At 68.6% G+C, this 24,540-nt stretch carries 25 protein-coding genes and 1 pseudogene; 4 read left to right on the top strand and 22 right to left on the bottom strand.

Going from position 1 to position 24,540, the window contains the following annotated elements:
- Positions 1-3 precede the first annotated feature (3 nt).
- The gene (locus J7E87_RS15750) at positions 4-363 is read right to left on the bottom strand and encodes an NADH-quinone oxidoreductase subunit A (RefSeq protein ID WP_003992243.1); all 360 of its coding nucleotides are present in this window, start codon (positions 361-363) and stop codon (positions 4-6) included.
- A gap of 693 nt (positions 364-1,056) precedes the next feature.
- Between J7E87_RS15750 and J7E87_RS15745 the strand changes: the two genes are divergently transcribed.
- The gene (locus J7E87_RS15745) at positions 1,057-1,854 is read left to right on the top strand and encodes a C40 family peptidase (protein WP_215094308.1); all 798 of its coding nucleotides are present in this window, start codon (positions 1,057-1,059) and stop codon (positions 1,852-1,854) included.
- Positions 1,855-2,061: 207 nt separating this feature from the next.
- Here J7E87_RS15745 and J7E87_RS15740 read toward each other — a convergent pair whose 3' ends face one another.
- On the bottom strand, positions 2,062-2,472 hold the full coding sequence (locus J7E87_RS15740) for a cupin domain-containing protein (RefSeq protein ID WP_215094306.1): 411 nt from the start codon (positions 2,470-2,472) through the stop codon (positions 2,062-2,064).
- 100 nt (positions 2,473-2,572) lie between these two features.
- Between J7E87_RS15740 and J7E87_RS15735 the strand changes: the two genes are divergently transcribed.
- Complete coding sequence (locus J7E87_RS15735) at positions 2,573-3,397, top strand: AraC family transcriptional regulator (protein ID WP_215094304.1); 825 nt, start codon at positions 2,573-2,575, stop codon at positions 3,395-3,397.
- On the opposite strand, the gene J7E87_RS15730 is transcribed toward J7E87_RS15735, so the two are convergent.
- Positions 3,392-4,678, bottom strand: coding sequence for a geranylgeranyl reductase family protein (locus J7E87_RS15730; protein WP_215094302.1), 1,287 nt, complete (start codon positions 4,676-4,678; stop codon positions 3,392-3,394). The two genes, J7E87_RS15735 and J7E87_RS15730, sit on opposite strands and share 6 nt — an antisense overlap.
- A gap of 99 nt (positions 4,679-4,777) precedes the next feature.
- On the opposite strand from J7E87_RS15730, the gene J7E87_RS15725 reads away from it, so the two are divergent.
- On the top strand, positions 4,778-5,296 hold the full coding sequence (locus tag J7E87_RS15725; RefSeq protein WP_215094300.1) for a GNAT family N-acetyltransferase: 519 nt from the start codon (positions 4,778-4,780) through the stop codon (positions 5,294-5,296).
- Here J7E87_RS15725 and J7E87_RS15720 read toward each other — a convergent pair.
- From J7E87_RS15720 to J7E87_RS15650, 16 genes and pseudogenes are all read right to left on the bottom strand, one after another.
- Complete coding sequence (locus J7E87_RS15720; RefSeq protein WP_251017531.1) at positions 5,283-7,631, bottom strand: hypothetical protein; 2,349 nt, start codon at positions 7,629-7,631, stop codon at positions 5,283-5,285. The genes J7E87_RS15725 and J7E87_RS15720 overlap by 14 nt on opposite strands.
- Before the next feature lie 51 nt (positions 7,632-7,682).
- Positions 7,683-7,751: pseudogene (locus J7E87_RS35870) on the bottom strand (zinc-ribbon domain-containing protein); the annotation flags it as partial.
- Between the two features lie 452 nt (positions 7,752-8,203).
- A complete protein-coding gene (locus J7E87_RS15715) occupies positions 8,204-9,115 on the bottom strand; it encodes a glutaminase (protein ID WP_215094297.1) in 912 nt (303 codons plus the stop codon).
- An 11-nt stretch (positions 9,116-9,126) separates the two neighbouring features.
- A complete protein-coding gene (locus J7E87_RS15710) occupies positions 9,127-9,822 on the bottom strand; it encodes a demethylmenaquinone methyltransferase (RefSeq protein WP_215094294.1) in 696 nt (231 codons plus the stop codon).
- A gap of 347 nt (positions 9,823-10,169) precedes the next feature.
- Entirely contained in the window at positions 10,170-10,823 is a 654-nt protein-coding gene (locus J7E87_RS15705) for a hypothetical protein (RefSeq protein ID WP_374195180.1), read from the bottom strand.
- A gap of 18 nt (positions 10,824-10,841) precedes the next feature.
- Positions 10,842-12,041 carry a cyclic dehypoxanthinyl futalosine synthase gene (gene mqnC / locus J7E87_RS15700; RefSeq protein ID WP_215094292.1) on the bottom strand — a complete coding sequence of 400 codons (1,200 nt, stop codon included), beginning with the start codon at positions 12,039-12,041 and terminating at the stop codon, positions 10,842-10,844.
- A 184-nt stretch (positions 12,042-12,225) separates the two neighbouring features.
- Positions 12,226-15,153 (bottom strand): bacterial transcriptional activator domain-containing protein, encoded by a 2,928-nt coding sequence (locus J7E87_RS15695; RefSeq protein ID WP_215094290.1) that lies wholly within the window; start codon positions 15,151-15,153, stop codon positions 12,226-12,228.
- A 106-nt stretch (positions 15,154-15,259) separates the two neighbouring features.
- Complete coding sequence (locus J7E87_RS15690; protein WP_215094287.1) at positions 15,260-15,727, bottom strand: Tad domain-containing protein; 468 nt, start codon at positions 15,725-15,727, stop codon at positions 15,260-15,262.
- Positions 15,724-16,143 carry a TadE/TadG family type IV pilus assembly protein gene (locus tag J7E87_RS15685; protein ID WP_215094381.1) on the bottom strand — a complete coding sequence of 140 codons (420 nt, stop codon included), beginning with the start codon at positions 16,141-16,143 and terminating at the stop codon, positions 15,724-15,726. Before J7E87_RS15685 ends, J7E87_RS15690 begins: the two co-directional genes overlap by 4 nt.
- A 19-nt stretch (positions 16,144-16,162) precedes the next feature.
- Complete coding sequence (locus J7E87_RS15680; protein ID WP_251017512.1) at positions 16,163-16,540, bottom strand: TadE family protein; 378 nt, start codon at positions 16,538-16,540, stop codon at positions 16,163-16,165.
- 118 nt (positions 16,541-16,658) lie between these two features.
- Positions 16,659-16,904 (bottom strand): hypothetical protein, encoded by a 246-nt coding sequence (locus J7E87_RS15675; protein ID WP_215094283.1) that lies wholly within the window; start codon positions 16,902-16,904, stop codon positions 16,659-16,661.
- Positions 16,905-16,942: 38 nt separating this feature from the next.
- Positions 16,943-17,875 carry a type II secretion system F family protein gene (locus tag J7E87_RS15670; protein ID WP_215094281.1) on the bottom strand — a complete coding sequence of 311 codons (933 nt, stop codon included), beginning with the start codon at positions 17,873-17,875 and terminating at the stop codon, positions 16,943-16,945.
- On the bottom strand, positions 17,872-18,822 hold the full coding sequence (locus tag J7E87_RS15665) for a type II secretion system F family protein (RefSeq protein WP_215094279.1): 951 nt from the start codon (positions 18,820-18,822) through the stop codon (positions 17,872-17,874). The genes J7E87_RS15670 and J7E87_RS15665 overlap by 4 nt, the downstream gene beginning before the upstream one ends.
- Positions 18,823-18,832: 10 nt before the next feature.
- Positions 18,833-20,140, bottom strand: a complete 1,308-nt coding sequence (locus J7E87_RS15660; RefSeq protein ID WP_215094277.1) for a CpaF family protein — start codon at positions 20,138-20,140, stop codon at positions 18,833-18,835.
- Positions 20,137-20,964, bottom strand: a complete 828-nt coding sequence (locus J7E87_RS15655; RefSeq protein WP_215094275.1) for a hypothetical protein — start codon at positions 20,962-20,964, stop codon at positions 20,137-20,139. The genes J7E87_RS15660 and J7E87_RS15655 overlap by 4 nt, the downstream gene beginning before the upstream one ends.
- Before the next feature lie 28 nt (positions 20,965-20,992).
- Positions 20,993-21,709 carry a hypothetical protein gene (locus J7E87_RS15650; protein ID WP_215094273.1) on the bottom strand — a complete coding sequence of 239 codons (717 nt, stop codon included), beginning with the start codon at positions 21,707-21,709 and terminating at the stop codon, positions 20,993-20,995.
- 319 nt (positions 21,710-22,028) lie between these two features.
- On the opposite strand from J7E87_RS15650, the gene J7E87_RS15645 reads away from it, so the two are divergent.
- A complete protein-coding gene (locus tag J7E87_RS15645) occupies positions 22,029-22,931 on the top strand; it encodes a hypothetical protein (RefSeq protein ID WP_215094271.1) in 903 nt (300 codons plus the stop codon).
- A gap of 107 nt (positions 22,932-23,038) precedes the next feature.
- Here J7E87_RS15645 and J7E87_RS15640 read toward each other — a convergent pair whose 3' ends face one another.
- From J7E87_RS15640 to J7E87_RS15630, 3 genes are all read right to left on the bottom strand, one after another.
- Positions 23,039-23,428 (bottom strand): hypothetical protein, encoded by a 390-nt coding sequence (locus J7E87_RS15640; RefSeq protein WP_215094378.1) that lies wholly within the window; start codon positions 23,426-23,428, stop codon positions 23,039-23,041.
- Positions 23,428-23,712, bottom strand: a complete 285-nt coding sequence (locus tag J7E87_RS15635) for a hypothetical protein (RefSeq protein WP_215094269.1) — start codon at positions 23,710-23,712, stop codon at positions 23,428-23,430. Before J7E87_RS15635 ends, J7E87_RS15640 begins: the two co-directional genes overlap by 1 nt.
- Before the next feature lie 71 nt (positions 23,713-23,783).
- Positions 23,784-24,011 (bottom strand): GntR family transcriptional regulator, encoded by a 228-nt coding sequence (locus tag J7E87_RS15630; protein WP_215094266.1) that lies wholly within the window; start codon positions 24,009-24,011, stop codon positions 23,784-23,786.
- Between the last annotated feature and the right edge of the window lie 529 nt (positions 24,012-24,540).

Below are 24,540 nucleotides of genomic sequence, written 5' to 3'. Positions count from 1 at the left end.
CCCTCAGTCCCATTCCAGGCCGCCCCGCCGCCATACATACGCGTAGGCGACGAAGACGGTGAGCACGAAGAGCAGCATCTCCACGAGCCCGAAAATCCCCAGGGCGTCGAAGGTGACCGCCCAGGGATAGAGGAAGACGATCTCGATGTCGAAGACGATGAAGAGCATCGCCGTCAGGTAGTACTTGATGGGAAAACGGCCGCCTCCGGCCGGTGTAGGAGTCGGCTCGATGCCGCACTCGTACGCCTCAAGTTTTGCCCGGTTGTACCGCTTGGGGCCGATAAGCGTGGCCATGACCACGGAGAAGATCGCAAACCCTGCCCCGAGGGCGCCGAGCACAAGGATGGGCGCGTAAGCATTCACCCTCCTCGCTCCTTCCAGTCGTCCTTGACCGTTGGACCGCACCGGGCTTCCGCCTCGCCGCCTCAGCGAAGATCGTGTACATGTGAGGCAGTTCACAAGCCCGACTGCTCCGCATCCTATGCCTGCCGGTCTGTGATCTGCGACACGGGGTACGACAACGCCTTTGTGATCTCCACCACCAGTCGAACGATCACGAAGTCGGATGACCAGCGATCTTCATACGCGAAGCGCCCGAGTGGTCACCGGACGTGACACCCGAGGGCGTTATCGCTGGTCGGAGGCCATGCGCTCTATCAAGTGGTTGCTCGGACCAGCAAATTGGCGATGGACCTCAACGGGTGATAGTGGACGCCGCCCCACCCGGGCGGGGGCATGGACGGACCGAAGTGGACAACGCGCCCCCATTCACGAGACCCGGGCAGCCCGGACGTTGACCTTTCTGTGACCTGCGTCACGCTCTTGTAACTTCAACAAAAGCGGGCTTGGCCAACGGAGTGAAGGGGTGGTAAGCGCCAGGCAATTCGGACCTTTTATGGAAAGTCCATGATCACAGCCGTGATCATGCATGCCCGTATTGCCCGTTACGGCGTCAATAAGGGTTTGAGGAGAGCGGATTAGAAGGTTCCGGTCGTAACTGTGGCGCACCCCACGTTTCTTGAAGGGAACCGGGAGCCCCTGATACCGGTTGTACTCATGTCCCACACCGCTCACATACCCAGCCACCGGAAGCCCCGCCGCAGCGCCTCCAAACTGGCGCTCCGGGCCGGAGTTGCCGGTGGCGTCCTCAGCACCATGGCAGTGGCCGGAGCTGCCGGGCCGGCGAACGCCGAGCCGGTGACCGAGACCATCGAGATGCCCGCGCTCACGTCCGGCGCCGCGCTCTCCGCCGTCTCGCAGTCCGTCGAGGCCACCCAGCAGGTCGCCCTCGACCTCGAGTTGCAGGCCCAGGAGGACGCCGCCGCCGCCAAGGCCGCGAAGTCCGCCAAGCTGGCCAAGGCCGAGGCCGAGCGCAAGGCTGAGGCCGAAAAGAAGGCCGAGGCGAAGAAGCGCGCCGCGGCCGAGGCCAAGGAGCGCGCCTCCCGCGACTCCGAGCGCACCACACTCTCCGCCTCCGCGTCCAGCAACACGTCTGCGACCGGCTCGGCCGGGACCGTCGTCGCCTTCCTCAAGGCGCAGCTCGGCGACGCGTACGTCATGGGCGCCTCCGGCCCCAACTCCTGGGACTGCTCCAGCCTCGTCCAGGCCGCGTTCCGGACGGCCGGCGTCGACCTCCCGCGCGTCTCGCAGGACCAGTCGGTGGCCGGCACGCAGGTGGGCACCTCCAACCTCCAGGTCGGCGACATCCTCTACTGGGGCGGCGCCGGTTCCGCGTACCACACCGGTGTCTACATCGGCGACGGCAAGTACCTCGACGCCGCCAACCCCGGCAAGGGCGTCGTCATCCAGGACCTGTCGGGCTATCCGGCGAGCGGTGCGGTCCGCGTTCTCTGATGACACTGCCGGCGGCACGCAGCCGGCACGCACACTGACACGCGCACCACGAAGGGCCGCGGCTCCCCCGCTCGGGGGTGGAGCCGCGGCCCTTCGGTCCGTTCATCAGTCTGCCCATTCCGGTTACGTACAGGCTCCGAGCACTCACGTGTGGTAGGCGCCGGCCCGCGGCCCGGAAGCTGCTGGGCAAAGGCGGGCACAGCATCCTCACACCGCCCGCGCCCCGCCCTCGCGAGGGGGGCCCACCAGCGGCTGGGCGGCCTTTGTCAGTGGCCCGCCCGCGTCGCCGGTGTTGAGGACCCCTGCCGGTTCCAGCAGCAGGATGGCCGTCTCCTCATCCGCCACAGGGCAGTGCTCCACGCCGCGCGGGACCACGAACAGCTCCCCCGGTTCGAGCACGACGTCGCCATCCCTGAGCTGGATGGTGAGCCTGCCACTGATGACGAGGAACAGTTCGTCGGTGTCCTCATGGGTGTGCCAGACGAATTCCCCCTGCAGCTTGGCGAGCTTGACCTCGTAGTCGTTGAGATCAGCGATCTTCTTTTGGGACCACTGTTCGCTGAACCGCGAGAGCCTCTCGGCGAGATTGACTGGCGCGGCCGACGGCGACTTGGACATGCGGCATCCTTCCGAGCGGTTGCGAGCCCGGACACGTGCGTCCCGGCCGGTGTCACAAGCGTGCCGCGACCCCTCACCGCCGGTCTTGTACGTTCCTTGCATGGCTGCAGAGGGACCTCGTACACGGATCAATGCCTGGCGGCCGTCGGTCCCCGGGATCGCCGAGGTCCTGCACGCCCATTTCACCGACCACGCCTACCCGGCCCACACGCACGACACCTGGGACCTGATGATCCTCGACGACGGGTCGGTCGACTTCGCCCTCGACCGCCGCCGGCATGGAGCCACCGGGACGGGAATGGTCCTTCTGCTGCCTCCCGGCGTCTCCCACGACGGCAGGACGGTCACCGCGTCAGGGTTCCGCAAGCGCGTGCTCTACCTGGACACGACCGTGCTCCCGGAAGGGCTGGTGGGGTCCGCGGTCGACGGCCCGATCCTCAACGACACCCTGCTGCGCCGCCGTATCCATCAACTGCACACAGCCCTCGGCAATGCGGGCGACGCGTTCGAGGCCGAATCCCGGCTGTCCCTGATCCGCGAGCGGCTCCGCTTCCACCTCGCCGCCTTCCGGACCCGGGCCCCGGGAAATGATGCCTCTCGCCTGGCCGCGGCACTGCGCGAACTGCTGGACTCACGGCTGACCACCGGTATATCCCTGCGGGAGGCGACCGGGATCCTGCACGCCCACCCGACCCACCTGATCCGCTGCTTCAAGCAGACCTATGGGCTGCCGCCGCACACGTACCTGACCGGCAAGCGCATCGACCGGGCGCGCCGACTCCTGCTCGACGGCCGGCGCCCGGCCGATGTCGCCGCGGCGGTGGGGTTCTACGACCAGGCGCACCTGAACCGGCACTTCACCCGGCACCTGGGAACCACGCCGGCGCGGTACGCCGCCACGCGAGGCGGCGGCGCATCGTCATGAACGCGGCGCCACCTTCGAGAGACCGTTGATGATCCGGTCCATCGCGTCGCCACCCGTCGGGTCGGTCAGGTTCGCCAGCATCTTCAGCGTGAACTTCATGAGCACCGGGTGGGTCAGACCGCGCTGCGTCGCGATCTTCATGACCTTCGGGTTGCCGATGAGCTTCACGAACGCCCGGCCGAGCGTGTAGTAGCCGCCGTACGTGTCCTTGAGGACCGTCGGGTAGCGGTGCAGCGCCATCTCCCGCTGCGCCGGGGTCTGCCGGGCGTGCGCCTGCACGATCACATCGGCGGCGATCTGCCCGGACTCCATGGCGTACGCGATTCCCTCACCGTTGAACGGGTTGATCAGCCCGCCCGCGTCGCCGACCAGCAGCAGGCCCTTGGTGTAGTGCGGCTGGCGGTTGAAGGCCATCGGGAGCGCGGCGCCGCGGATCGGCATCGTCATGTTCTCCTCGGTGTACCCCCAGTCCTCCGGCATCGAGGCACACCAGGCCTTCAGCACCTCGCGCCAGTCCAGCTCCTTGAAGGAGGCGGAGGTGTTGAGCACGCCGAGGCCGACATTCGAGGTGCCGTCGCCCATGCCGAAGATCCAGCCGTAACCGGGCAACAGCCGGTCCTCGCCCGGGCCGCGGCGGTCCCACAGCTCCAGCCAGGACTCCAGGTAGTCGTCGTCGTGGCGGGGCGAGGTGAAGTACGTCCGTACGGCCACGCCCATCGGCCGGTCCTCACGCCGGTGCAGTCCCATGGCGAGGGAGATCCGCGAGGAGTTGCCGTCGGCGGCGACGACGAGCGGGGCGTGGAAGGTGACCGGGGTCTTCTCTTCGCCCACCTTCGCGTTCACGCCGGTGATACGGCCGGTGCGGTCGTCGATGATCGGAGCCCCGACATTGCACCGCTCGTGCAGCCGCGCGCCCGCTTTCTGCGCCTGCCGGGCCAGCTGCTCGTCGAAGTCGTCGCGCTTGCGGACGAGTCCGTAGTCCGGGTACGAGGCGAGATCCGGCCAGTCGAGCTGCAGCCGCACCCCGCCGCCGATGATCCGCAGGCCCTTGTTCCGCAGCCAGCCGGCTTCCTCGGAGATGTCGATGCCCATCGCGACCAGCTGCTTGGTGGCGCGGGGAGTGAGGCCGTCGCCGCACACCTTCTCGCGCGGAAAGGCGGTCTTCTCGAGGAGCAGGACGTCAAGTCCGGCCTTGGCGAGGTAGTACGCGGTAGTGGAGCCGGCCGGGCCTGCCCCGACGACGATCACATCGGCGGTGTGTTCGGAGAGGGGCTCGGTCACGGCGGGTTCTCCCGAAGACTCGATATTGCGTACCGAATGGCACAGGACGAGTGCAGTCTATGGGGGCGTACTGATCCACAAACTGAAGGGCTCCCCCCTATGAGCAGGCCGCTCCCCGCCGTACAGCTGCGCGTGCCCACCGACGAGGACGCACTGGCCTGGCACCGGATCTTCAACGACCCGGACGTCATGGAGTTCCACGGCGGGACGTCGGCCGAGCTTTCGGTCTACGAGGAGTTGACCGCCCGGCAGCGCAGACACGACGCCGAGCGCGGCTTCTGTCTCTGGACCATGCTCGACGAGGACGGCGAGGTCATCGGCTTCACCGGGGCCCAGCCCTGGCCGCACGAGGGCTTCGGCCCGGTCGGCGAGATCGAGATCGGCTGGCGGCTGGCGCGGTCCGCGTGGGGAAAGGGGTACGCGACGGCCGCCGCCCGCACCACGCTGGAGCGGGTGCGGGCGGTGGGCGTCGAGCGGGTGGTGGCGATGGTGAACGCCCGCAACGAGCGCTCGATCGCGGTGATCCGACGGCTGGGGATGGAGCGGGCAGAGACTTTCACGACGCCGGTTTCCCAGCAGAAGGGGTACTGCTTCCGGCTGGAGCTCAGTTCGCTTTGAACGTGTTGATCGCCGTGGAGAACACCACGTCCCTGTTCGCGTCCCAGAGGTCGGCGCGGCCGGCGGCGAGGATCGCGTACTCCGTGCCGTCCGCGGCCACGAACGCCTGGTCGATGACATGCCGCCTCAGGCCGCCCTCGTCCGGCTCGGGAATGTGGGTGAACTCCCAGAGCGCGCCCGGCCGTCCCTGGTAGGTGTTCTGCGACAGCCGGCTGCGCCGGTAGTCGTTCTCGGGGGTCTCCAGGTGCTTCTTCTCCAGGCCGAGGAAGTTCTCGTACGAAGAAACGGGGGTGTTCTTGACGATCCCGATCTGGATGTACGAACCACCCGTCGGGCCCTCGTAGAAGACCTGGCTGCCCGCCTGCCGTCGCTTCCAGCCGTCCATCACGCCGACGGTGAATCCTGCCGGGTCCTGCTTCAGCACAAAGCCGGCGGGAAGCGCGGCGCCGCCCGGTGACGGGGCCTTGGAGGGGCCGGTGGACGCGGTCTCGGAGGGGGACACGGAGGCTGAGGCGGAGGGCGAGGCGGACGGTGAGGCGCTCACCAACGGGTCCTGCTTGGCGGTGGGCGACTGCGAGGCGGCGGGCGGCTTGTTCTGTGCCCGGTCGGATTCGGCGGCGTTGTCGTTCTTCTTCTTCAGCAGCAGCGCCCCGGCTGTCGCGCCGCCGCCGATGACGAAGGCGGCGGTGAGGGTGGCCGTCCAGACAAGGACCTTGCGCTTGCGCTCGGCCGCAGCTGCCATGGGTGCCAGTGCCACGGCTGCCACGGGTGCCGGTGCCACGGGTGCCGGTGCCATGGATGCCATGACGGTTGGTTCGTGGGCAGGCGGCCCGGGCGCGGCGGACAGGTGCACGGTGTTGGGGTCAGCCGGATGGGGAGCGGCAGCAGGAGGCGTGGCGGGGACGGGAGCCGCCGGTGCCGACGTCATCGGACCCGCCACCGGGCCGTACACCGGCAGCGGCACAACCGGTGGGACCGGTGGAACTGCCGCCTGCTGCCCCGCCATCCGCAGCACATACGGGCCCAGGAACGTCGCCGCCCCCACCCACAGCAGCCCGAACAACAGCGCGTCCGGAACGCTCGGCGCGAACTCGAAGGTGCCCTGACCGCCCCAGTTCGCGAGGCCGCCCGCAACTTCGGCCGAGACTCCGCTGACGCCCAAGAGCAGCATGACGAGCCCCAGCGAGAAGCCGCCGGCCAGCAGTTGCTCGCGACGGTCCGCCGAACGGCGCGCCGCCCAGACGCCGAGCATGAGCGCGCAGACCACACCGAGGCCCAGCGCCCCGGCCACCGCCCCGCCGCCCCACACATCGTTGATCTCGGGGAGTCCGAAGCTGCCGTGCTCCGTGCTGGAGCCGACCATGCTGAACTGGCCCTGGACGTCGTACTCCACCGGCACGCCCCAGCTCAGCCCGAGCACCGCGAAGCCGATGTTGGGCAGGATCGGCAGCGCGACCAGCAAGGCTGTGCCGTCCACGTCGTCCGCGTTGGCGTACGCGACGAAACCGACCAGCGAGCAGAGCGCCAGCACCGCGCCGAGCGCCCGCACCGCCGTCCCCAGCGCGCGTACCGCCGCGCGTGCCGCGGGCCGCTCGGCCAGCCACGCCGCGAGGTCGTCGCGCTGCAGCACCCCGCAGGTCACCACGAGCGAGATCGCCAGCGCGCCGAGCGCCGCGAGCAGCGGCGACGAGGAGACTGCCACGCCCGCGATCTCGGGCTGAGCGAACAGGCCGAGAACCAGCACCACACCGGTGACCAGCAGCGAGAGCCGTACGGCGGCTTCCAGCCCGGCCCCTCGCGTACGCAGCGTCCGCGCGCCCAGGTACAGCGCGCCGATCCACAGGAGCGTCACCGTCAGCGGCACCAGCGAGAGCGAGGCCGCGCCCATCACATCGATGCCCGAGTCGCCGTAGCCCGAGGAACCCCCGCCCGAGGTATCGGGGAAGCCTCCGCCGTCGCCGAAGATCCCGCCCGAGGAACCGGAGCCGGAACCGGAACCGGAGTCCGAACCGGAGTCGAAACCGGAGTCCGAGCCGAACGGCGACGAGCCGCCCGCCGCCTTCACCTCGAAGCCGCCGCCGAACCCTTGCAGCAGCATGGCGAGCGCGATCCGCAGCCGGTCGCTCCAGCCGACGACGACCTCGTCGTCCTGGCCGTACGAGGGGATGGCGAGCACCACCGCCAGCGCCGGCAGCAGTACGGCAGGCCAGGCCGCGGCCCTCGCCGCTGCCGGCCAGTCGCCGCGGAACACCCGCCCGAAGAACGCCCCGACGGGCGAGGGCCCGCCGGGCTGCCCAGCCGCAAATGCGGGCGGGGGCGGGGCGGGCAGAGACATCGCGGGCGGCGGCATCGGGGGCGGGGCCGAAGCCTCCGGCAGCCTCTCCCGTCCGCACTTCATGCAGAAGCGAGCCTCATCCGGAGATGGATTGCCGCAGTGCGGGCAGTACGACGCCATGGGCGGACTCCGAGGTGACAAGTGGGGACGGGTCGGCAGATAAGAAACTCATAAACAACTGACTCATCTTCCCCGCCCGCCGGTTCCCGTCAACACCCGGCTCGTCTACATCACTTCACACCGGACCCACGCCAAATTCAGGACAGGTCAAGGCAGTTCACGGCAGCGGCCTCGCCCCCGACTGCCTCCGACTGGCGGCACGTCCCCCAGGCCGGGCCTGGCAGGCCCTGGAGGTGACCGTGATGATCGGCGTCAACGACAACGAGTCGGAGATCTTCAACCTCGATGACGCGGCCCCAACTGGCCCGGTTCGCCTCGGAGAAGAGCAACGACGGGCTCTCCATGTCCACGGCGCACGGCCGGGAGGGCGCACGGCGGCGCCCAGACCCAGGTGGACGACACCTGCGGCGGAGTAGTCCAGCCCACCGGTGCTTCGCGACCGCCCTCTCGGGCTAGAACACCGAAAGCCCGGTCAGCGTCGTGAAGCTGTCCAACGCCGCGAGGCCCGCCACCGAGTTGCCGCGCGCGTCCAGGCCCGGGCTCCAGACGCACAAGGTGCAGCGCCCCGGCACCACCGCGACGATCCCGCCGCCCACGCCGCTCTTGCCCGGCAGTCCGACCCGGTAGGCGAACTCGCCGGCCGCGTCGTACGTACCGCAGGTGAGCATCACGGCGTTGATCTGCTTGGCCTCGCTGCGGGTCAGCAGGCGGGAGTCGTCGGCGCGCAGCCCGTGACGGGCCAGGAAGCGGGCCGCCAGGGTCAGATCGGCGCAGCTCATCTCGATCGAGCACTGCCAGAAATAGTGGTCGAGGAGGGTCTGGACGGGGTTGGCGATATTGCCGTACGAGGCCATGAAGTGGGCCAGGGCGGCATTGCGGTCGCCGTACGCGGACTCCGACTCGGCGATCGCCGAGTCGAAGGCCAGATCCGGGTTACCGCTCTCCTGCCGCAGGAATTCCAGCAGTTCGCTGCTCGCGTCGCCGGTCAGGGTCTGCAGGATGTCCGTGACGACGAGCGCGCCCGCGTTGATGAAGGGATTGCGCGGAATCCCGTTCTCGTACTCCAACTGCACCAGCGAGTTGAAGGCGTTGCCGGACGGCTCACGGCCGACTCGCTCCCAGAGGCTGTCGTCGCCATGGGCCATGGCCAGCGCGAGGGCAAAGACCTTCGTGATCGACTGGGTGGAGAAGGGGTGCCGCCAGTCCCCCACTCCGTACACCTTGCCGTCCACGTCCGCGATGGCCATACCGAAGCGGCGCGGGTCGACGGCGGCGAGGGCCGGGATGTACTCGGCGGGACTGCCGCTGCCGATCAGCGGTGCGACGTCCGCCGCGACCCGTTCCAGGACTGCCTGGTAGTCCATGGCGGCGTGGCCTACCGCGGCTTGGTGCCGCGGTGCAGCGCGACGATCCCGCCGGTCAGATTCCGCCACGCGACCTTGGACCAGCCGGCCTGCTGGAGCCGCTGCGCCAGCCCCGCCTGGTCGGGCCAGGCGCGGATCGACTCGGCGAGATAGACGTACGCGTCAGGGTTCGACGAGACCGTCCGCGCCACCGGCGGCAGCGCCCGCATCAGATACTCGGTGTAGACCGTACGGAACGGCGCCCAGGTCGGCTGCGAGAACTCGCAGATCACGACCCGTCCGCCCGGCTTCGTCACCCGGTACAGCTCGCGCAGCGCCGCGTCCGTGTCCTGGACATTGCGCAGCCCGAACGAGATCGTCACCGCGTCGAAGACGTCGTCGCGGAACGGCAGCTTCGTCGCGTCGCCCGCGGTGAGCGGCAGCCACGGGTTGCGCTTCTTGCCCTCGCGCAGCATGCCGAGGGAGAAGTCGCAGGGGACGACGTACGCGCCGGTGGCGGTGAACGGCAGCGAGGAGGTGCCCGTGCCCGCGGCGAGGTCCAGGACCTTCTGCGCCGGGCGGGCGTCCACCGCTTTCGCGACCTCCTTGCGCCACCGCCGGTCCTGGCCGAGCGAGAGCACGTCGTTGGTGAGGTCGTAGTTCGCCGCCACGTCGTCGAACATCGAGGCGACTTCGTGCGGCTGCTTGTCCAGGGTTGCTCGGGTCACGCACCCCATTCAAGCAGCACGTTCAGGCAGCCCGCCTCCCGGCAGGGCTCACGGCGGCCGGGGCCGGCTCCCGCCACCTCGCCGCGGCATCCTGATGGCGTACGCGAAGGGCCCGAGGCCGGCCACAATGAACACGCCGAACACGCCGAACACGCCGAGCGCGATCCTGCTGCCGCTGCCGACGTCGCTGCCGCGGCTGCTGCCTTGCCCGACGCCGCGCGCCGGCGTGGCTACCGTGGCCGCCGCCTGGCCCGCTCGGCCCGCCGCCGGCACCAGGACTGCAGCTGCAGACGTCACCGCACCGCGCAACCCACAGGCTCCTCACGCCACTTCGGCGGGCGGCACCCCTACGCGCGCCGGTACACCAGACGTCCACCGAGCACCGTCGCGACGCAGGTCCCCGCGCCGTGCAGCCGCAGCATCCGCGCCGGGTCATCCTCGACCGGTACGTCGAAGACCGCGAGGTCCGCGGTCCCGCCGACCGTGAGGCTCCGGTCGAGCAGGGCGTTCAGCGAGTAGCCCTTGAACGGGTCGAGGGTGAGCGCCTCGCGCTCGGCACCACCCCCCGATTCGCTGACATCGCGTACATACAGCCCCGACCGTGCCACGGCTGTCCGCACCGCGGGCCGGGTGAACGGGCCGCAGACCGCGGTCACCCCGTGCCGCAGCAACCTCTGCAACCCCCGCCGTGCGCTCGCGCCCCAACGCGCCTCGTCCATCTCCAGCGCCGCCAGTGCCTCGCCGGTCAGCGGCTCGGTGCCGAGCTGATCAGCCTCGCGCGGATCCGGGTGGTAGGCCGACTCGAGCAACTTGGCTGCCTGCGGGTGCCGCAGCCCGGGGGTCAGCAGCCCGGGCCAGCGCCGCACCCGCGCCCGCGGGCGGGCGGCAGCCATCTCCTCATACGTACCCATCGCGACGATCAGCCCGGCGTCCACGGCAACCGCGTGGACCGACCGGCCGCCGCCCACAAAGGCGGTGTCGGCCACATGGATGGTCTGCAACTCGGGCCCGTGCCGCTCTCAGTTGGAGGCGAGCAGCTTCAGCTCGGGGTGGGCCGTACCACCCTCGATCGCCGTGGACGAGATGTGCGAGGCGACGCGCTCGTCGACCGGGTCGGCCGCGGGGTCGTCGTGCACGACGATGTGCTCGTACGTCGTCGTCCGCTGCGCCGGCACCCGGCCCGACTTACGGATCAGGTCGATGATCTCCAGCCGGTTCGACCGGTGCTTCGCGCCCGCCGAGGAGACGACATTCTCCTCGAGCATGATCGAACCCAGGTCGTCCGCGCCGTAGTGCAGCGACAGCTGGCCGACCTCCTTGCCCGTGGTCAGCCACGAGCCCTGGATGTGGGCGACGTTGTCGAGGAAGAGGCGCGCGATCGCGATGATGCGCAGGTACTCGAAGAGCGTCGCCTGCGTACGGCCCTTGAGGTGGTTGTTCTCGGGCTGGTACGTGTACGGGATGAAGGCCCGGAAGCCGCCTGTCCGGTCCTGCACGTCGCGGATCATCCGCAGGTGCTCGATCCGCTCGGCGTTGGTCTCACCGGTACCCATCAGCATGGTCGACGTCGACTCGACGCCCAGCCGGTGCGCGGCCTCCATGATCTCCAGCCACCGCTCGCCGGACTCCTTGAGCGGCGCGATCGCCTTGCGCGGCCGCTCGGGCAGCAGTTCGGCGCCGGCGCCCGCGAAGGAGTCGAGGCCGGCGGCGTGGATCCGGGAGATCGCCTCCTCGACCGACACCTTGGAGATACGGGCCATGTGTTCGACCTCGGAGGCACCGAGGGAGTGGATCACCAGCTCCGGGTACGCCGTCTTGATCGCCGAGAAGTGCTCCTCGTAGTACTCGACGCCGTAGTCCGGGTGGTGCCCGCCCTGGAACATGATCTGGGTGCCGCCCAGCTCGACCGTCTCGGCGCAGCGCCGCAGGATGTCGTCGAGGTCGCGCGTCCAGCCCTTGGCGGTGTCCTTGGGCGGTGCGTAGAAGGCACAGAACTTGCAGGCGGTGACGCACACGTTGGTGTAGTTGATGTTGCGCTCGATGATGTACGTCGCGATGTGCTCCGTACCGGCGTAGCGCCGCTTGCGTACGGCGTCCGCCGCCACGCCGAGCGCGTGCAGCGGTGCGGAGCGGTAGAGGTCGAGCGCCTCTTCGGGCGAGATCCGCCCACCCTCGGCAGCGCGGTCCAGCACGGACTGAAGGTCGGCCTTCTCGGTCACCGGTGCGTCCCTTTCGGCGGGGTTGTGGACGGACCGATCCAGGCTACGCCACCACCTGGGGTGAGCTGTGGGCGCCTGGGTGCCCCACGGCTCTCAGGCGCGCGGTGCATCGCAGGACGCCAGACGGCAGCGCCGCCGTACAGGAGACCGAGCAGGGCCTCGCACTTCCTGCCCGGCGCCGGGTTCAACCGGCCTCCGCCGCACCAGCGCGCCACGTCGGCAGGAGTTCGTCGAGCAGAGCCTCGGTACGCGGCGGCAGGCCGCGGGCGCCGCCGCTGTGCTCGGCGCTGCGGGTAACGAGGGACGTGGCCAGTTCTGCGAGGCGAGCTGCGTCGCCCGTCGCATGAGTCGAGCGCAGCAACTCGTTCCACAGCCGCTCGTCAGTGGGCGACGAGGACAGCGCCGCATTGACAGCTTCGATGGCCTGCTCGGGCCGGCCCTTGTCGAGGTGGTGCGCCGACAGAGCGAGCCCCACATCGGCGACGAGCAGCGGCAGCTGGGCATCGATGATCTCGTGAGTGAGCCAGCGGTAGCGACCACCCGGACGGTCGGCGAGCAACGGACCGCGCACGAGGCCGAGCGCATCGGTGAGCAGCCGCTCCCGGACGGTCGCGCTGCGGGCACCCCTGCCGTGTGTCGCTTCGTGGTGCAGTGAGCGCAGCACGTCCAGGTCGGAAACGACGGACGGGGCCAGGGTGAGGCGGCCGGAGGCGTCCGAACCCAGGCGCGGGGTGCCGTCCTGGTCAGTGCCGAGCCACCCGCGAAGCCGCTCTATGAGCGCGTCACGCACGTCCTCGGTCGCTCCGCGCGGCCACAGCGAGGCGGCGAGTACGCGCGGGTGGACACCCTCGCGATGCAGCAGAAGCAACGCGAGCGCCTCGTGCAGGAGCACGCTGCGTTCGCTGTCCGGGGTGTCGAGGCCGATGAGCTCGTACGGGCCGACAAGCCGCGCGTAAACCGCGGGCCGGCCCTGCTCCGTAATATCGACGAGGAAGGGGCGGGTGGCGGGATCCGGATCCGGGTCATTGCCGGGGATGGCATCCCGGAACAGCTGTACGACCGCTTCGTGCTGGGTCCGGGGCAGCATCTGCGCCTGGAGTTCGAGGCCCAGCAGCGGAGCAAGAAGTCGGCCGTCCGCGGTGACTTCGAGCTCCCAGACCGCGCCGGGCAGGTCGCTCGTGCCCGTGCCGACGAGGTAGCCGATACCCAACCGGCCGGCGCCCGCCGCGAGTTCGGCAAGCTGGGAGGCCTCCGCCTCAGTCGGCTCGGCAGCGAGCAGCACGAGATGCGGTGCCCAACGGTTGTGCTGGGCGTGGCCGGTACGGCCGGTGAGGACCGAGTCGTGTCCGGCCGCGCCCAGCGCACCGCGGCGCTGCCGGGTCTCGGCTTCCATGGCCTCCAGCAGGTCTTCCATGCCGCCGAGATGGCGCAGCCGGGTGGGGGCGAGGGCGCCGAGCTCCTCACCGAAGCCCACAAGGGTGATCGTCATGCGGTCCGACCAGCCGTTGGTGGCCAGCTCGGCGGCGATCGAGGCCATGACCGCGGCACGGTCCTGTGCTGCTCCACTGAGCGAGACGATGCCGGGCACAGACTCCAGATTCAGCAGCAAACGGGACTCGTCGAGGGTGCCGAGACTGACCAGCCCGGGGTACGGGGCGGCTGTGTCACCTTCTTCGTACGCCTCTGCGGCGGACCGCTCCAGGCGCCAGAATGTCGGGTCCTGTCCAAGCTGCCACGGGGCGGGCGGTTGCCCCTCCGGCTGAGCCAGTTGGAGGTGCAGCTCGCCGCCGGTCAGCCAGGCCGCGTACACGGTCGGCAGCGGACGGGACTCCACGGCGAGGGCGGCGGACAGGCCGCGCAGGGACCTGTCCAGGAGCCGTACGGCTTCGGGGTCGGCGCCCACAAGCAGCGCGTCCTGCACATCGGCTGCGGCACCGGTGGGTGCAGGCGGCTCCATACCTCGCCGGCCTGCGACAGCGCCCATCGCGGACTGCCACAGGGCAGTACGGCGGCGGCGACCCAGCGCGGCGAGCAGACCGGCGGCGAGCAACGGGGAAGCGATGAGGGCTTCAGGGAGACCGAACGAGGAGTCCTCGCCGACCGGTACCGCTGTCTCCGCCGGCGCCGTGGGTTGTTCCTGTGCGGGCCGCTGCTCGGGAACGGAAATCTGAGTGGTGTCGGTGTCGAGAACGCCACCGCCCTGCTCTCCGCCGCCTTGCCCTCCGCCGCCTTGGGCGTGCTCCCCGGACTTGGCGTAATCGGTGATCTGCCCGCGCACTTCTTCCGAGACCTTCGGTGCCTCGTCCGGCATCTCGACGAGATCGCCGCCGTACGCGTCCGCGGGCATTTCCATGATCCAGCCGGGCCGGATCAGGCTCGCCTGCGAGAGCTTCGAACCGTCGGGCTGCAAACGGTCCTTGTTGAGCTGATGGATCTCCTTGTACCTGCGGCCATCGCCGAGATGGCGCTCGGCCACCTCCCACAGGGAGTCATGATGGCGGCCCTCGGGCGGCTGAATCCGATAGAACTTCGTGCCGTCTTCCTTGACGCTCTCCCCTGCCACCGCGGCCTGTGCAGCCGCCTCGGCACGGTCGGCGGCCGCCTTCCCCTGCTGGTGCTGTGCCTGCTGACCCGGCGACTGCTGGGCGGATGCGGCCACCGTCGGACGGTGCTGTTCCTGCAAGGTCTGGCCCAGCTGCGACAGACCTGGCGCGAAACTGGCCGCGCCGGCACTCAGCAGGAGCAGGGCGGCGACCAACTGCCGTGCAAGCGCCTGGCTCGCGCCGGCGCCGGGTACGCGTGAGGGCAGTCCGACCCCCGACAGAGCGGCCTTGACCTCGACGAGCACACACGCGGTGAACTGTGCCCAGGCGAGCCAGACGACCACCGTCAGCACGCTCACGAAGGTGTGGACCGTGATCTGCTGCTGCAGCATGCCCAGCGAAGGCATCTCGTCCGGCAGGGGCCAGCCCACGAAGTACGCGAGCGAACCCGGTACGCCGACGACGAGCACAGCCAGCGCGACGAACGCGAGGAACGCCTTGACGAAATCGCCGAAGGTCCGGCGGGGCGGGCTCGGCCGGGTGTTCGTGCTGGTGGGAGTGCGCGCCATGACAGGCTTCCTGGTGAGACGGGGCGGGGATCTGGAGCCAGAGCCTGCCGTCAGGCCGGCTCTGGCTGATTCTGCTGGTTCGCTGCTTCTCTCCTGGAGGCTCCGGTTATCCGACGACGGACTCGGCGACCGATCTGCCGCGTACGGTGACAGAACCGCCGTAGAACATGCCGGTCAGCACGGGCCGGTAGGTAAGCCGGATCTCGACTTCGACCTGCTGGGCGTTGGCCGCCACGCACTGCGATGCCGCGATGTCCGGTCCGGACATGCCCATTTCCTGGGCGAAGGCTCGCACCCGGTCGCCGCAGTTCTCGAAGTTGATGGGGGCAGGGCCGCCTGTGCCGTCGTACAGAGCGTCCCTGTCGATGTCCTGCGCCGCGTACCGCGCGGCCTGTTCCGCAATGTCCGCCGCGCGCTCACGCTGGGAGATCGACAGTCCGCCGTCGATCACGAAGGCGGCCAGCGACAGGAAGAGCAGAGCGAAGATGATGACGGCCCCGGCACCCGAGCCACGGTCGTCCAGGCGCTCCTGCCTGACAGCAATCCAGGTCGGCAGCGCAGTCGGCACTCTCATGCCGCCCTCCGGAAGGGGTCGAGCGGTGAGGTGGATCGGCCCGTGAGCGTGGTCGGGATGTCGAGGCCGAGCATCCCCAACCCTCTGATCTCGCAGCTGACCTCGACGGTGAAGAGCCCGCCGGCCTCGAAGCCGTTGCTGGTCTTCGCCACTGTCACAGGGCCTGCGCACACATCCGCGAGGTCGGCCTCCGCCGCCTTCTTCGCCTCGGCCATCGCCGTTCCGTGGTCCTTCTGGATCGAGCCTGCCCGGGCAGCGTCACGCGCGGCACCGTCGACCGCGCCCCGCCCGTCAACGAGCTGTCCGAAGGCCACGAGCACCAGGATGAAAAGGATCATCACGGGAGCGAGGATGACCACCTCGATGGTGGACAGGCCGCTGTCTGCGGCACCCCGGTGCCGTATCCATCGCCTCATACGTTCGTTCACCGGCGCGTCAGCCCCCTTCCGGTACGAACCGCTCGACGGGCCCCTGCGACTGCGCGTGCACCGTCAGGTCAAGTCCCGGGAAGACAATCGGCACCTTCGCGGTGATCTCGATGCCAACCGTGTTCTGCTCCGGCTGGAGCGTGTCCACATCGGGCTCGAGCACCAGTTGCGGCCCCAGCTGCCGGATGTAGCTGTCAACGACGTCACGCGCCTCACCACGCCAGCCACCCGGGTTCTCGTCTGCCTCGGCCCGTGCCTTGCGCGCCCCCGCCTGGGCAGCGGCCTGCGCCACGTGGTCCGCGAAGAAGTAGAGCGCGAACTGGACCGTCGCGAAGATCATGAAGAAGAGCACAGGTGTCAGCAGGACGAACTCGATCGCGGTCATGCCTGAGTCACCGCGGGCGGAGGCGGCCTCCACGCGACGGCGTACGGCAATGCGCAAGCGGACTGCGAAGCGATTCACAGCGTCGGCAGAGGCAGCATGAGCGTCAACTGTCCGCGGCTCAGCAGGTCTTGCCCGCGTCGGCGCCCTTGATGCAATCCCCGACCTTCGTGGCGCCATCCTTGAGTGCGAGATTGATGATCGCTGCAACCACACCGACAATCGCGACCACAACCGCCGAGATGATCACCCACTCGACCGCCGAGGCACCGCGGTCCAGCTCGCCCGAACGCGCGCGCTGCATCCTGCCCTGCAGGAAGGTGATCAGGAAGTCGACAGCCGGGTGGCTGAAGCGGTTTCCGTTCATGGTGCGGGGTCCTCTCAAATATGGGGAAGTAACGGAGATCAGCCGACTTGGAAGACACGAATCGCGGCCGGAAAGATCAGGAAGACCAGGAAGCCGGCGCAGAGCAGCAGCTGCGCGACGAGCATCGACTGCGACTTCTCGCCCGCGCTGCCCTCGATCTCGGCCAGCTCGCGGTGCCGCATCGTTTCGGACCGCGAAGCCAGGGATTCACGTACCTTCGCGCCATCATCCGCAACGAGTGCAAGTGAAGCCGACAGGTCCTTCAGTTCTTCGACCCCCAGCTCTTCACCGAGTCGGCCGAGCGCCTGCCACTGGCTGGTGCCGGTGATACGGGCGTCCGCCAAGGTGTTGCGGATCCGGCGCAGCGCCCAGCCGTCGCTCACCTCGGCGGCGGCCATCAGAGCTTCGGGCAGACCGCGGCCGCCCGCCAGGTTCATGGCGACCAGGTCGAGATAGGCCCCGACGACACGGCGCAGGTCTCGGCGTTTGTCCGCCGCGTCTCGCCGCACCTCGAGGTCGGGCAGAAAGAAGAACAGGACGGCGCAGGCCAGCGCCAGCCAGATGGGGATCACCGGCCCACTGCCGAAGCCCATCGTCCAGACGATGGCAAAGAGGAAAGGACCGAAGAAGAGGCCGGCCGCGGCCAGCAGAATCTTCGTCGCCAGGAACCTCTCCCAGCTGCGATCGAGTACCGCCAGATCGGCGCGGAGCGAACGCTGCTCCCAGCCCTGCTGCAGATAGAGCTCGGCGACGCGCGCACCCACCCGGGCGCGCAGCGAGACCAAGCGCCCGGTGTCCTGCCGCTGCGTACCTCGTCCGGCCGACTCGTACGCCGCACCGCGCGCCCGCATCGCGTCGATGCGGGCAACGGTCGCGACCGCGCCCCGCTTCGAGGGCATCAGCGCGCGAACGAGGGCGTAGACACCGAGACCGAGAAGCGCCCCGATCACTACTGGCATGGTGAGACTCATCGGGGCGCGACCTCCTCGCGTTCGGTCTGCGACGGTTGCGGGCGTACGAACCGGACCGCGACGTCGTCACGGACCAGAAAGCGTTCGGGGGTCTCGATGGTGGAGAGCTTTCGCAGCCACCAGAAGCCCAGCGCGAACAGCCCGCAGACACAGGCCAGTACGAGTTGTCCGATCGGTGAGCTGTAAGGAGAGACGAACTCCCGGTTGAAGACCGCGAGTCCGAGGACGAAGGCGACGCTGACGCCGACGACGATCTGAACGCTGCGCCGGGTACTGGACCGCTGAGCCATGACGCGCTGGCGCATGTCGACCTCCTCGCGGGCGGACTTCGCCAGGGCACCGAGCACTTGCCTCAAGCCCGGACCGCGCAGTCGCGCATTGAGGATCAGGGCGGCGACGATGATGTCGGCAGATGCATCGTCGATCTCGTCTGCGAGCAGCTGAAGCGCCTCGGGCAGCGGAGTACGGGCACGCAGCCGGTCCACAAGCGCGTCGAGGTGGGGCCGCAGCGCGGGCGCCGCGGCACGTGCCGAGGCGGGGATGGCCTGTTCGAGGCCGACCGCACCAGCGATGGTGTCGCGCAGCGACTCGGTCCAGGCCGCCAGAGCCTCGACCCGGCGCATCGCGCCGCGCTCCTCCGCGGCGCCGCCGAACAGCCGGTCCCAGAAGAAGACGAGGACACCGGCCGCAATGCCTGCCACAGCCCAGCGGGTCAGCAGCAGTACGGCCAGACCGACACCGATCGCGAGCGAGCCACGGCGTCCTGCGAACTTCGCCAGTTCCCCCAGGCGTTCGCTCGACTTGACCTTTTCGTGGGCCGGTTTGGCGGGTATGCCGCGGATGGCGAGCGTGAGCAGCGCGATCCCGCCGCCGACGACGACGCCGCACAGCAGCGCGTACAGCACCGGCAGCGAGAAGAGGCCGCCCATCGAGGAGATGCCGTTCATATCGCTCCGCTCACCCCCAGGCCCCGGTGGGGCGGTAGCCGTAGGAGGCCAGCTCCTCAATGCAGGAGATAGGGGCGTGCGGGACGACCCGGCCGTCCGGGGTTTCCGCGAACACCTCACTGGAGAGCACCCGGCCGTCAATGCCGTTGACTTCGCGTACGGAGGTGACAGTACGGCTCAATTTGCCGCCGTTCTCGTAGTTGTTGCGGCGTTCGACGAAGACCACAAAGTTGATGGCACCCGCCACCAGCATCTGACTCGCTTCGATGGGCAGCCGCTCTGAGGCCTGCAGTGCGTACGTGGAAATACGGTTGAAGACCTCACTGGAGCTGTTGGCGTGGATTGTGGAAAGCGAACCGTCGTTGCCCTGCGACATGGCATTGAGCATCGTGACGATCTCGTCGCCGAGCACCTCACCGACGATGACCCGGGAGGGGTTCATACGGAGCGAACGGCGCACCAGCTCGGACATCGCGATGGTGCCCTGCCCTTCGGAGTTGGGCAGCCGCTCCTCGAATGCCACAACGTTGGGATGTAGTTCGGGGAACTGGTCGAGCCCGAGCTCAAGCGCGCGCTCGACCGTGATCAACCGCTCCTGCGGCGGGATTTCGTTGGCCAGCGCTCGCAGCAGGGTGGTCTTCCCCGCGTTGGTCGCACCGGCGATCATGATGTTCTTACGGGCCCGAACCGCGCATGCCAGAAAGTGACCCAATTCCGGGGTGAGGGTGCCGTTCCCCACCATGTCCGACATGAATACCTTGCCCATGCGGGCACGCCGGATGGACAGAGCGGGCCGTCGGGTCACATCCATGACCGCGGACAGTCGTGAGCCGTCCGGCAGCCGCAGATCAAGTTGCGGATTGGCGGAGTCGAAGGGCCTGGAAGACAGTCCGGAGTACGCACCGAGAACCTGAATGAGCTCGATGAGCTCCTCGTCGGTCTCGGCCACCGGCTCGCTGCGGACCTCGCTCCCGTCCGCGTACCCCACGAAGACCTGGTCGCAGCCATTGATGTCGATGTTCTCGACCTCGGGGTCGTCGAGCAGCGGCTGCAGTCGGCCCACGCCGAAGAGCGCGGCGTGCACGGCGGCCGCGAACTGCTCCTCGGTCTCGGCATCGAGCGGAGTGCGGCCGGCGTTGATCTCGAGGCGTGCGTACTCCTCCAGAATCTGGGCGATGACGGCCCTCGCGTACTGCCGCTCGTCCTCGCTGGACATGGCGGCGACCCCGGACACCTGGTCCAGCCGCCGCTGTTCGGCGATACGGTCGCCCGCGTCCTGCCTGAACCGTTTGACGAGCTGATGGTCGACTGCGCTCATCGACTCGCACCCGTGACGGGAGCCGCCCAGGCGGCCCCGTACTGCTGATACAGATCAGCGGAGATCTTGCGGGCCGACCGGATCAGCAAGGACTTGTCCAGCCGGCCGCGCCTGCGACCGGCCAACTGCTCGGCGCCCGCGGGGTCGTGGGCCAGCGTCCCCAGCACCCGCGCGCCGGCCTGCGCGCCGATCAGCATGCTGTTGACCTGGTTGGCGACCTTGGCCGAGTCTCCGGGTTCGGCAACCAGCAGGACACCGATGAGCGGGGTGGCGAGCTGGGCGGCGCCACGGTTCTGGCCGTGGAGTCTGGCGGACAGAGCGATGGCCCGGTCCCTTACCCGGGCGATGCTCTCCGGTTCCGTACGCGCGATCAGCAACAACAGGCTCGCGTGCGAAAACAGCTCGACAGCGGGGGTCTCGCCGCTGATGCGGCCACAGTCGGCGATTACATCGGCTGGGGCGTGTGGAGACTCCGCGAGCGCGGAGAATGCGCGGCCGAGGAGAGGCCATTGGCCGACAAGGCCCGCGGCCTGCTCGGCCGAGCCGAGACCGACAAGAACATCGAGCCCGCCGGACAACGTCTGGGAGTGGTCCCAGAGTTGATCGGGAGCCAGGCCACGCCGCGCGGTCGCGGCGATCGACAGCATTCCGGTATTGGGGTTCAGCGGGCCGCCATGTGCGGCCGAGCTGCGGTAGACGAGGTCTCCGCCGGCAGGGTCGGCCTCGGCAAGCAGCGCACGCCGCGGCCACACGGCCGCGAGAGCGACAGCGGCCGTCGTGACACCCGGTGAACCCTTGTCGGCGGCGAGAGCAATGAGCGCCATGTCTTCTGCTTTCCTGTGCGCTCGTGAATCAGCTGCTGCTCGAGGGGACCAGCACGAGCGCGACCTGCCCGGCGGAGGCGGCCTGAGTGAGCGTCGCGACCTCGGAGCTGCTGACCATCACGGTGACGGGCAGGTTGCCACTGCTGATCGTGTCGCCCGTGGCCCTGACGATGTCATTGACCTTGGCGCTCTGCACGATCAGCGCATTGCCGCCGGAACTCCCGGAGGAGCCGGGCTGGTTGCTCTTGCCTGCATCGTCACCGACGCGGTAAGCAGCGACGCTGTCACCGATCTTGAGCCCTGCCGGATACTGGCCTTCCTTGAGGGAAAGTCCCACGAAAGCCTTGCCCTCCGGCAGCCCTGCCTTGTCCGAGAACATCTGCCCAATCGCGATGGTGCCCGCGACCAGGGTGTTCTTGGCCTGGAGCTTCTTCAGCCCCTCCTTCTGCTCCCACGGGACGTAAGCGATGCTCGGGTCGTCCGCAACCATCACAGAGGTCATGGTGGAGTCACTCACCGACTTCCCGGCCGGGATGTCCTCCGTAATCCTCACGACCTCGATCCGCTCACCGGCGCGCAGCACCAGCACGGTCGCCCCGAGCGCCCCGACCAGGATGAGCAGTACGGCGAGTGCGGCCAGTGCGGGTTTGCGCTCACGGGGCGGCGAGGGAAGTCGCTCGCCGGCCGACTGAGTGGGCACGGAACTCCTGTGGTTCCCCGCCCCCGTGCGCTCTTGAACCTTCACGCCACCGCTCCCCGTTACCACCAAAGACAAATCGGCCGATCTGCCAACGCTTCATTGCGCGCTGGCGAGTTGACCAGACTCACGACATACGACAAGTCATCGAACCGTATCAGCACCACATAGGCCCCTCAAGGAACGCTTCAGATCGCGAACCTCACAGATTCGGCCACGCGGGACTCACCGCAACCTGCCCCCAGCAACCGCCCGCTGACTCAACACGTCCACAAGGAAGCCAAGTTCAGGCCCGGTGACCACTCCTACGAGTGAGACATCGGCATATGCCGGACCGCCTTGCCGCAGCATCACTACCGTCCGCCACATGGTCAGCTCATCCCACGAGGCGATGCACCGGATCTTCCAGAAGGATCCCGGCGTCTTCAGCCGCACCTTCCGGACCCTGGACCTGCCCCTCGCAGATCCCGACACGGTGTCGCTCATGCCCACCGACCTCACCGAGATCAAGCCGCTGGAACGCCGGGTCGACACCCTGCTCAGGATCGACACCGTCATGGACGGAAGCTATCTCCTGGCCGTGGAGGCCCAGGGCAGGAAGGACCCGGACAAGCCCGCGAGCTGGGCCTACTATCTCGCCTATCTGCACACGAAGTACCGTCTCCCCGCCGTCCTGCTCGTCACCTGCCAGGACAGGGGCACCGCCACCTGGGCCTCAGGCCCGTTCGTCTTCGGCCCCGACTACTGGCCCATGCTCACCATCCGCCCTCTCGTACTGGGTCCCCACAACGTGCCTGTCTTGACCGATGCGCGCACCGCGGCCAAGGACATCGCACTCGCGACCCTGTCCGCGATCACGCATGGTAGGGACGCGAACGCCGATGCCATACTGAGGATCCACGCCGCTGCCCTGCGAACCGTCGACGAGGAGACCGCGGAGTTCTTCGCCGAACTCACCGAACTCGGCCTGGGCTCCGCCCCGGCCGCAAAGACCTGGAGGCATCTGATGACCGTAGACCTCGCCTTCTTCCGCTCCGAAACCTCCGAGCGCCTGCGCGCAGAAGGCCGCGTCCTGGGCCGCGAAGAAGGCCGCATCCAAGGCCGCGCAGAAGACATCCTGCGGATCCTCGAACGGCGGGGTATCGAGACCCCCGACACCGTTCGCGACCGGGTCACCTCCTGCACCGACATCGACACCCTCGACACCTGGTTCGACCGCGCCCTCACAGCCACCACGGCGGAGGACCTCTTCGCGGGGACCACGAGCTGATGCTGTAGGCACGGGCTGGGCGCCGCGTCCGGATTCAGGCCGGGGCCCAGTTCGGCAGTGTCGAGCGGGCCTTCTGACTTGGCCCTGCAGGTGGGCCGCTCGACAACTCAGCGGTTCAAGTCCATGACTGCGACGCCAAACCCGTCGTAGTGCTGGGGCTCCACCGTCGCAATCACGGCGCCCGGCGCATGCCCGGCGGCGATGCTGCGCACCGCGACGACGGCCGCCGCGCACCCCAACCGCAAACCTGAATGCCGCAGCCGCAGGGCATCGACGGCGTCGGCGTAGTCAAGCGGCACCGTGCCGAGCGCTTCCATCTGCCCTACGTGCTCGGCGATGCCCTCGAAGTCAGTGTCCGCGTCCACCATGGCCAGCACGGGGACCCACAGTCTCAGGAACTCGTCGGTGTGCGCATAGTGGATGAGGCCGGACACCTGCTTGTTTCCGCGAAGCGCCAGCAGCGTGGGACTGTCGAGGACAAGATGCTCCTCTCCCATCACGCCGCAGCGTCCTTCCCGAACTTGAGAGCCGCCTGGCGCTGATCGAAGAACTCCCGCACCTTACGGCCCATCGCAGTGCTGTCCTCATCAGTGACCTCGACGCCGAAGTGCTCGGCGAAATAGTCGCGACACCGATCGGCACGCTCCTGACGCTCTTCCGCGGTGAGCATCCGCTCGGTGACCTCCTGCATCAGAGCACGCACGGAGATGTTGCGAGATGCGGCAACGACAGCGAGGCGGTCACGCACCTCGGCGGGGACCCGGATCATGGCATCGGACATGCCCCGAGTATACGTAGACGTAGACACCCTGGGCGGCGAACCGCGAAACCCCAGTCAGGGCATTGCAATGGTCACCTGTCGGTGACGAATGAGCCCATGCCGGCGGTCGTGGTGATCAGGCCTTCTTCCCGCAGAGCGGCGGTCGCCTTCCGTACGGTGACGCGAGATACGCCGAACTCCTGCTCCAACTTCACCTCGGAGATCAGTCCGCGCACGGGGTACTCACCGGAGGAGATCCGCCGTCGGAGCACCTCGGCAATCTGCTGCCACTTGGGCCTTGTGGGGTCAAATTCGAACACGGCCGAACTGTACTCAGACATTGCGAGCTAGGCATAGAAGTGCCATTCTCCAGCTAGCTATAGACAGGTACTTACAGGTCGGATTACGGTGAGTATCAAAGAACCCCCGCGACCGCTGGAACGGTCCGGGGGCATGGCCGAACGCTACGAAGGAGCGTCGACATGCCCGACTTTATCGTCCGGCTCCTCAAAGGGGCTCTCACCATCTGCGGGCCAACGTCTCGGGGCCGCCATCGCGCCACGGACGCACACCCGCGACCGTCAGCGCCGACCCACACCTCAACTCCACGGTTCCAAAGCCCTACTTGACGGCTCCGCATCGGCCCTCGTACGCCCCTACCTCCTCGGCAACGCCGAAGCACACCTGGAACGCCGCCGACAACGCGAGCGCCGCCGCTCCCTGTACCTGGCGACGTGGGGCATCGACATCGGAGCGCACCGCATCCACGGCGTACAGGTGGCGACCGGATGAACGCCGACCACAGAGAACCCCGGACACCGGTGCGCATGTGCGCCCCGCTGGCACCGA

Source organism: Streptomyces sp. ISL-1 (assembly GCF_018614585.1).
Taxonomy (GTDB): Bacteria; Actinomycetota; Actinomycetes; order Streptomycetales; family Streptomycetaceae; genus Streptomyces; species Streptomyces maoxianensis.
The sequence above is the reverse complement of the archived record's forward strand: the minus strand, read 5'-3'. Positions and strand labels throughout refer to the sequence as shown.

Bases quoted from the DNA above. Each gene is read 5' to 3' on its own strand.
- J7E87_RS15745 (WP_215094308.1), top strand. From the start codon at position 1,057: ATGTCCCACACCGCTCACATACCCAGCCACCGGAAGCCCCGCCGCAGC.
- J7E87_RS15740 (WP_215094306.1), bottom strand. From the start codon at position 2,472: ATGTCCAAGTCGCCGTCGGCCGCGCCAGTCAATCTCGCCGAGAGGCTC.
- J7E87_RS15735 (WP_215094304.1), top strand. From the start codon at position 2,573: ATGGCTGCAGAGGGACCTCGTACACGGATCAATGCCTGGCGGCCGTCG.
- J7E87_RS15725 (WP_215094300.1), top strand. From the start codon at position 4,778: ATGAGCAGGCCGCTCCCCGCCGTACAGCTGCGCGTGCCCACCGACGAG.
- J7E87_RS15720 (WP_251017531.1), bottom strand. From the start codon at position 7,631: ATGTCTCTGCCCGCCCCGCCCCCGCCCGCATTTGCGGCTGGGCAGCCC.
- J7E87_RS15715 (WP_215094297.1), bottom strand. From the start codon at position 9,115: ATGGACTACCAGGCAGTCCTGGAACGGGTCGCGGCGGACGTCGCACCG.
- J7E87_RS15695 (WP_215094290.1), bottom strand. From the start codon at position 15,153: ATGGCGCGCACTCCCACCAGCACGAACACCCGGCCGAGCCCGCCCCGC.
- J7E87_RS15690 (WP_215094287.1), bottom strand. From the start codon at position 15,727: ATGAGAGTGCCGACTGCGCTGCCGACCTGGATTGCTGTCAGGCAGGAG.
- J7E87_RS15685 (WP_215094381.1), bottom strand. From the start codon at position 16,143: ATGAGGCGATGGATACGGCACCGGGGTGCCGCAGACAGCGGCCTGTCC.
- J7E87_RS15680 (WP_251017512.1), bottom strand. From the start codon at position 16,540: ATGACCGCGATCGAGTTCGTCCTGCTGACACCTGTGCTCTTCTTCATG.
- J7E87_RS15675 (WP_215094283.1), bottom strand. From the start codon at position 16,904: ATGAACGGAAACCGCTTCAGCCACCCGGCTGTCGACTTCCTGATCACC.
- J7E87_RS15670 (WP_215094281.1), bottom strand. From the start codon at position 17,875: ATGAGTCTCACCATGCCAGTAGTGATCGGGGCGCTTCTCGGTCTCGGT.
- J7E87_RS15665 (WP_215094279.1), bottom strand. From the start codon at position 18,822: ATGAACGGCATCTCCTCGATGGGCGGCCTCTTCTCGCTGCCGGTGCTG.
- J7E87_RS15660 (WP_215094277.1), bottom strand. From the start codon at position 20,140: ATGAGCGCAGTCGACCATCAGCTCGTCAAACGGTTCAGGCAGGACGCG.
- J7E87_RS15655 (WP_215094275.1), bottom strand. From the start codon at position 20,964: ATGGCGCTCATTGCTCTCGCCGCCGACAAGGGTTCACCGGGTGTCACG.
- J7E87_RS15645 (WP_215094271.1), top strand. From the start codon at position 22,029: ATGGTCAGCTCATCCCACGAGGCGATGCACCGGATCTTCCAGAAGGAT.
- J7E87_RS15640 (WP_215094378.1), bottom strand. From the start codon at position 23,428: ATGGGAGAGGAGCATCTTGTCCTCGACAGTCCCACGCTGCTGGCGCTT.
- J7E87_RS15635 (WP_215094269.1), bottom strand. From the start codon at position 23,712: ATGTCCGATGCCATGATCCGGGTCCCCGCCGAGGTGCGTGACCGCCTC.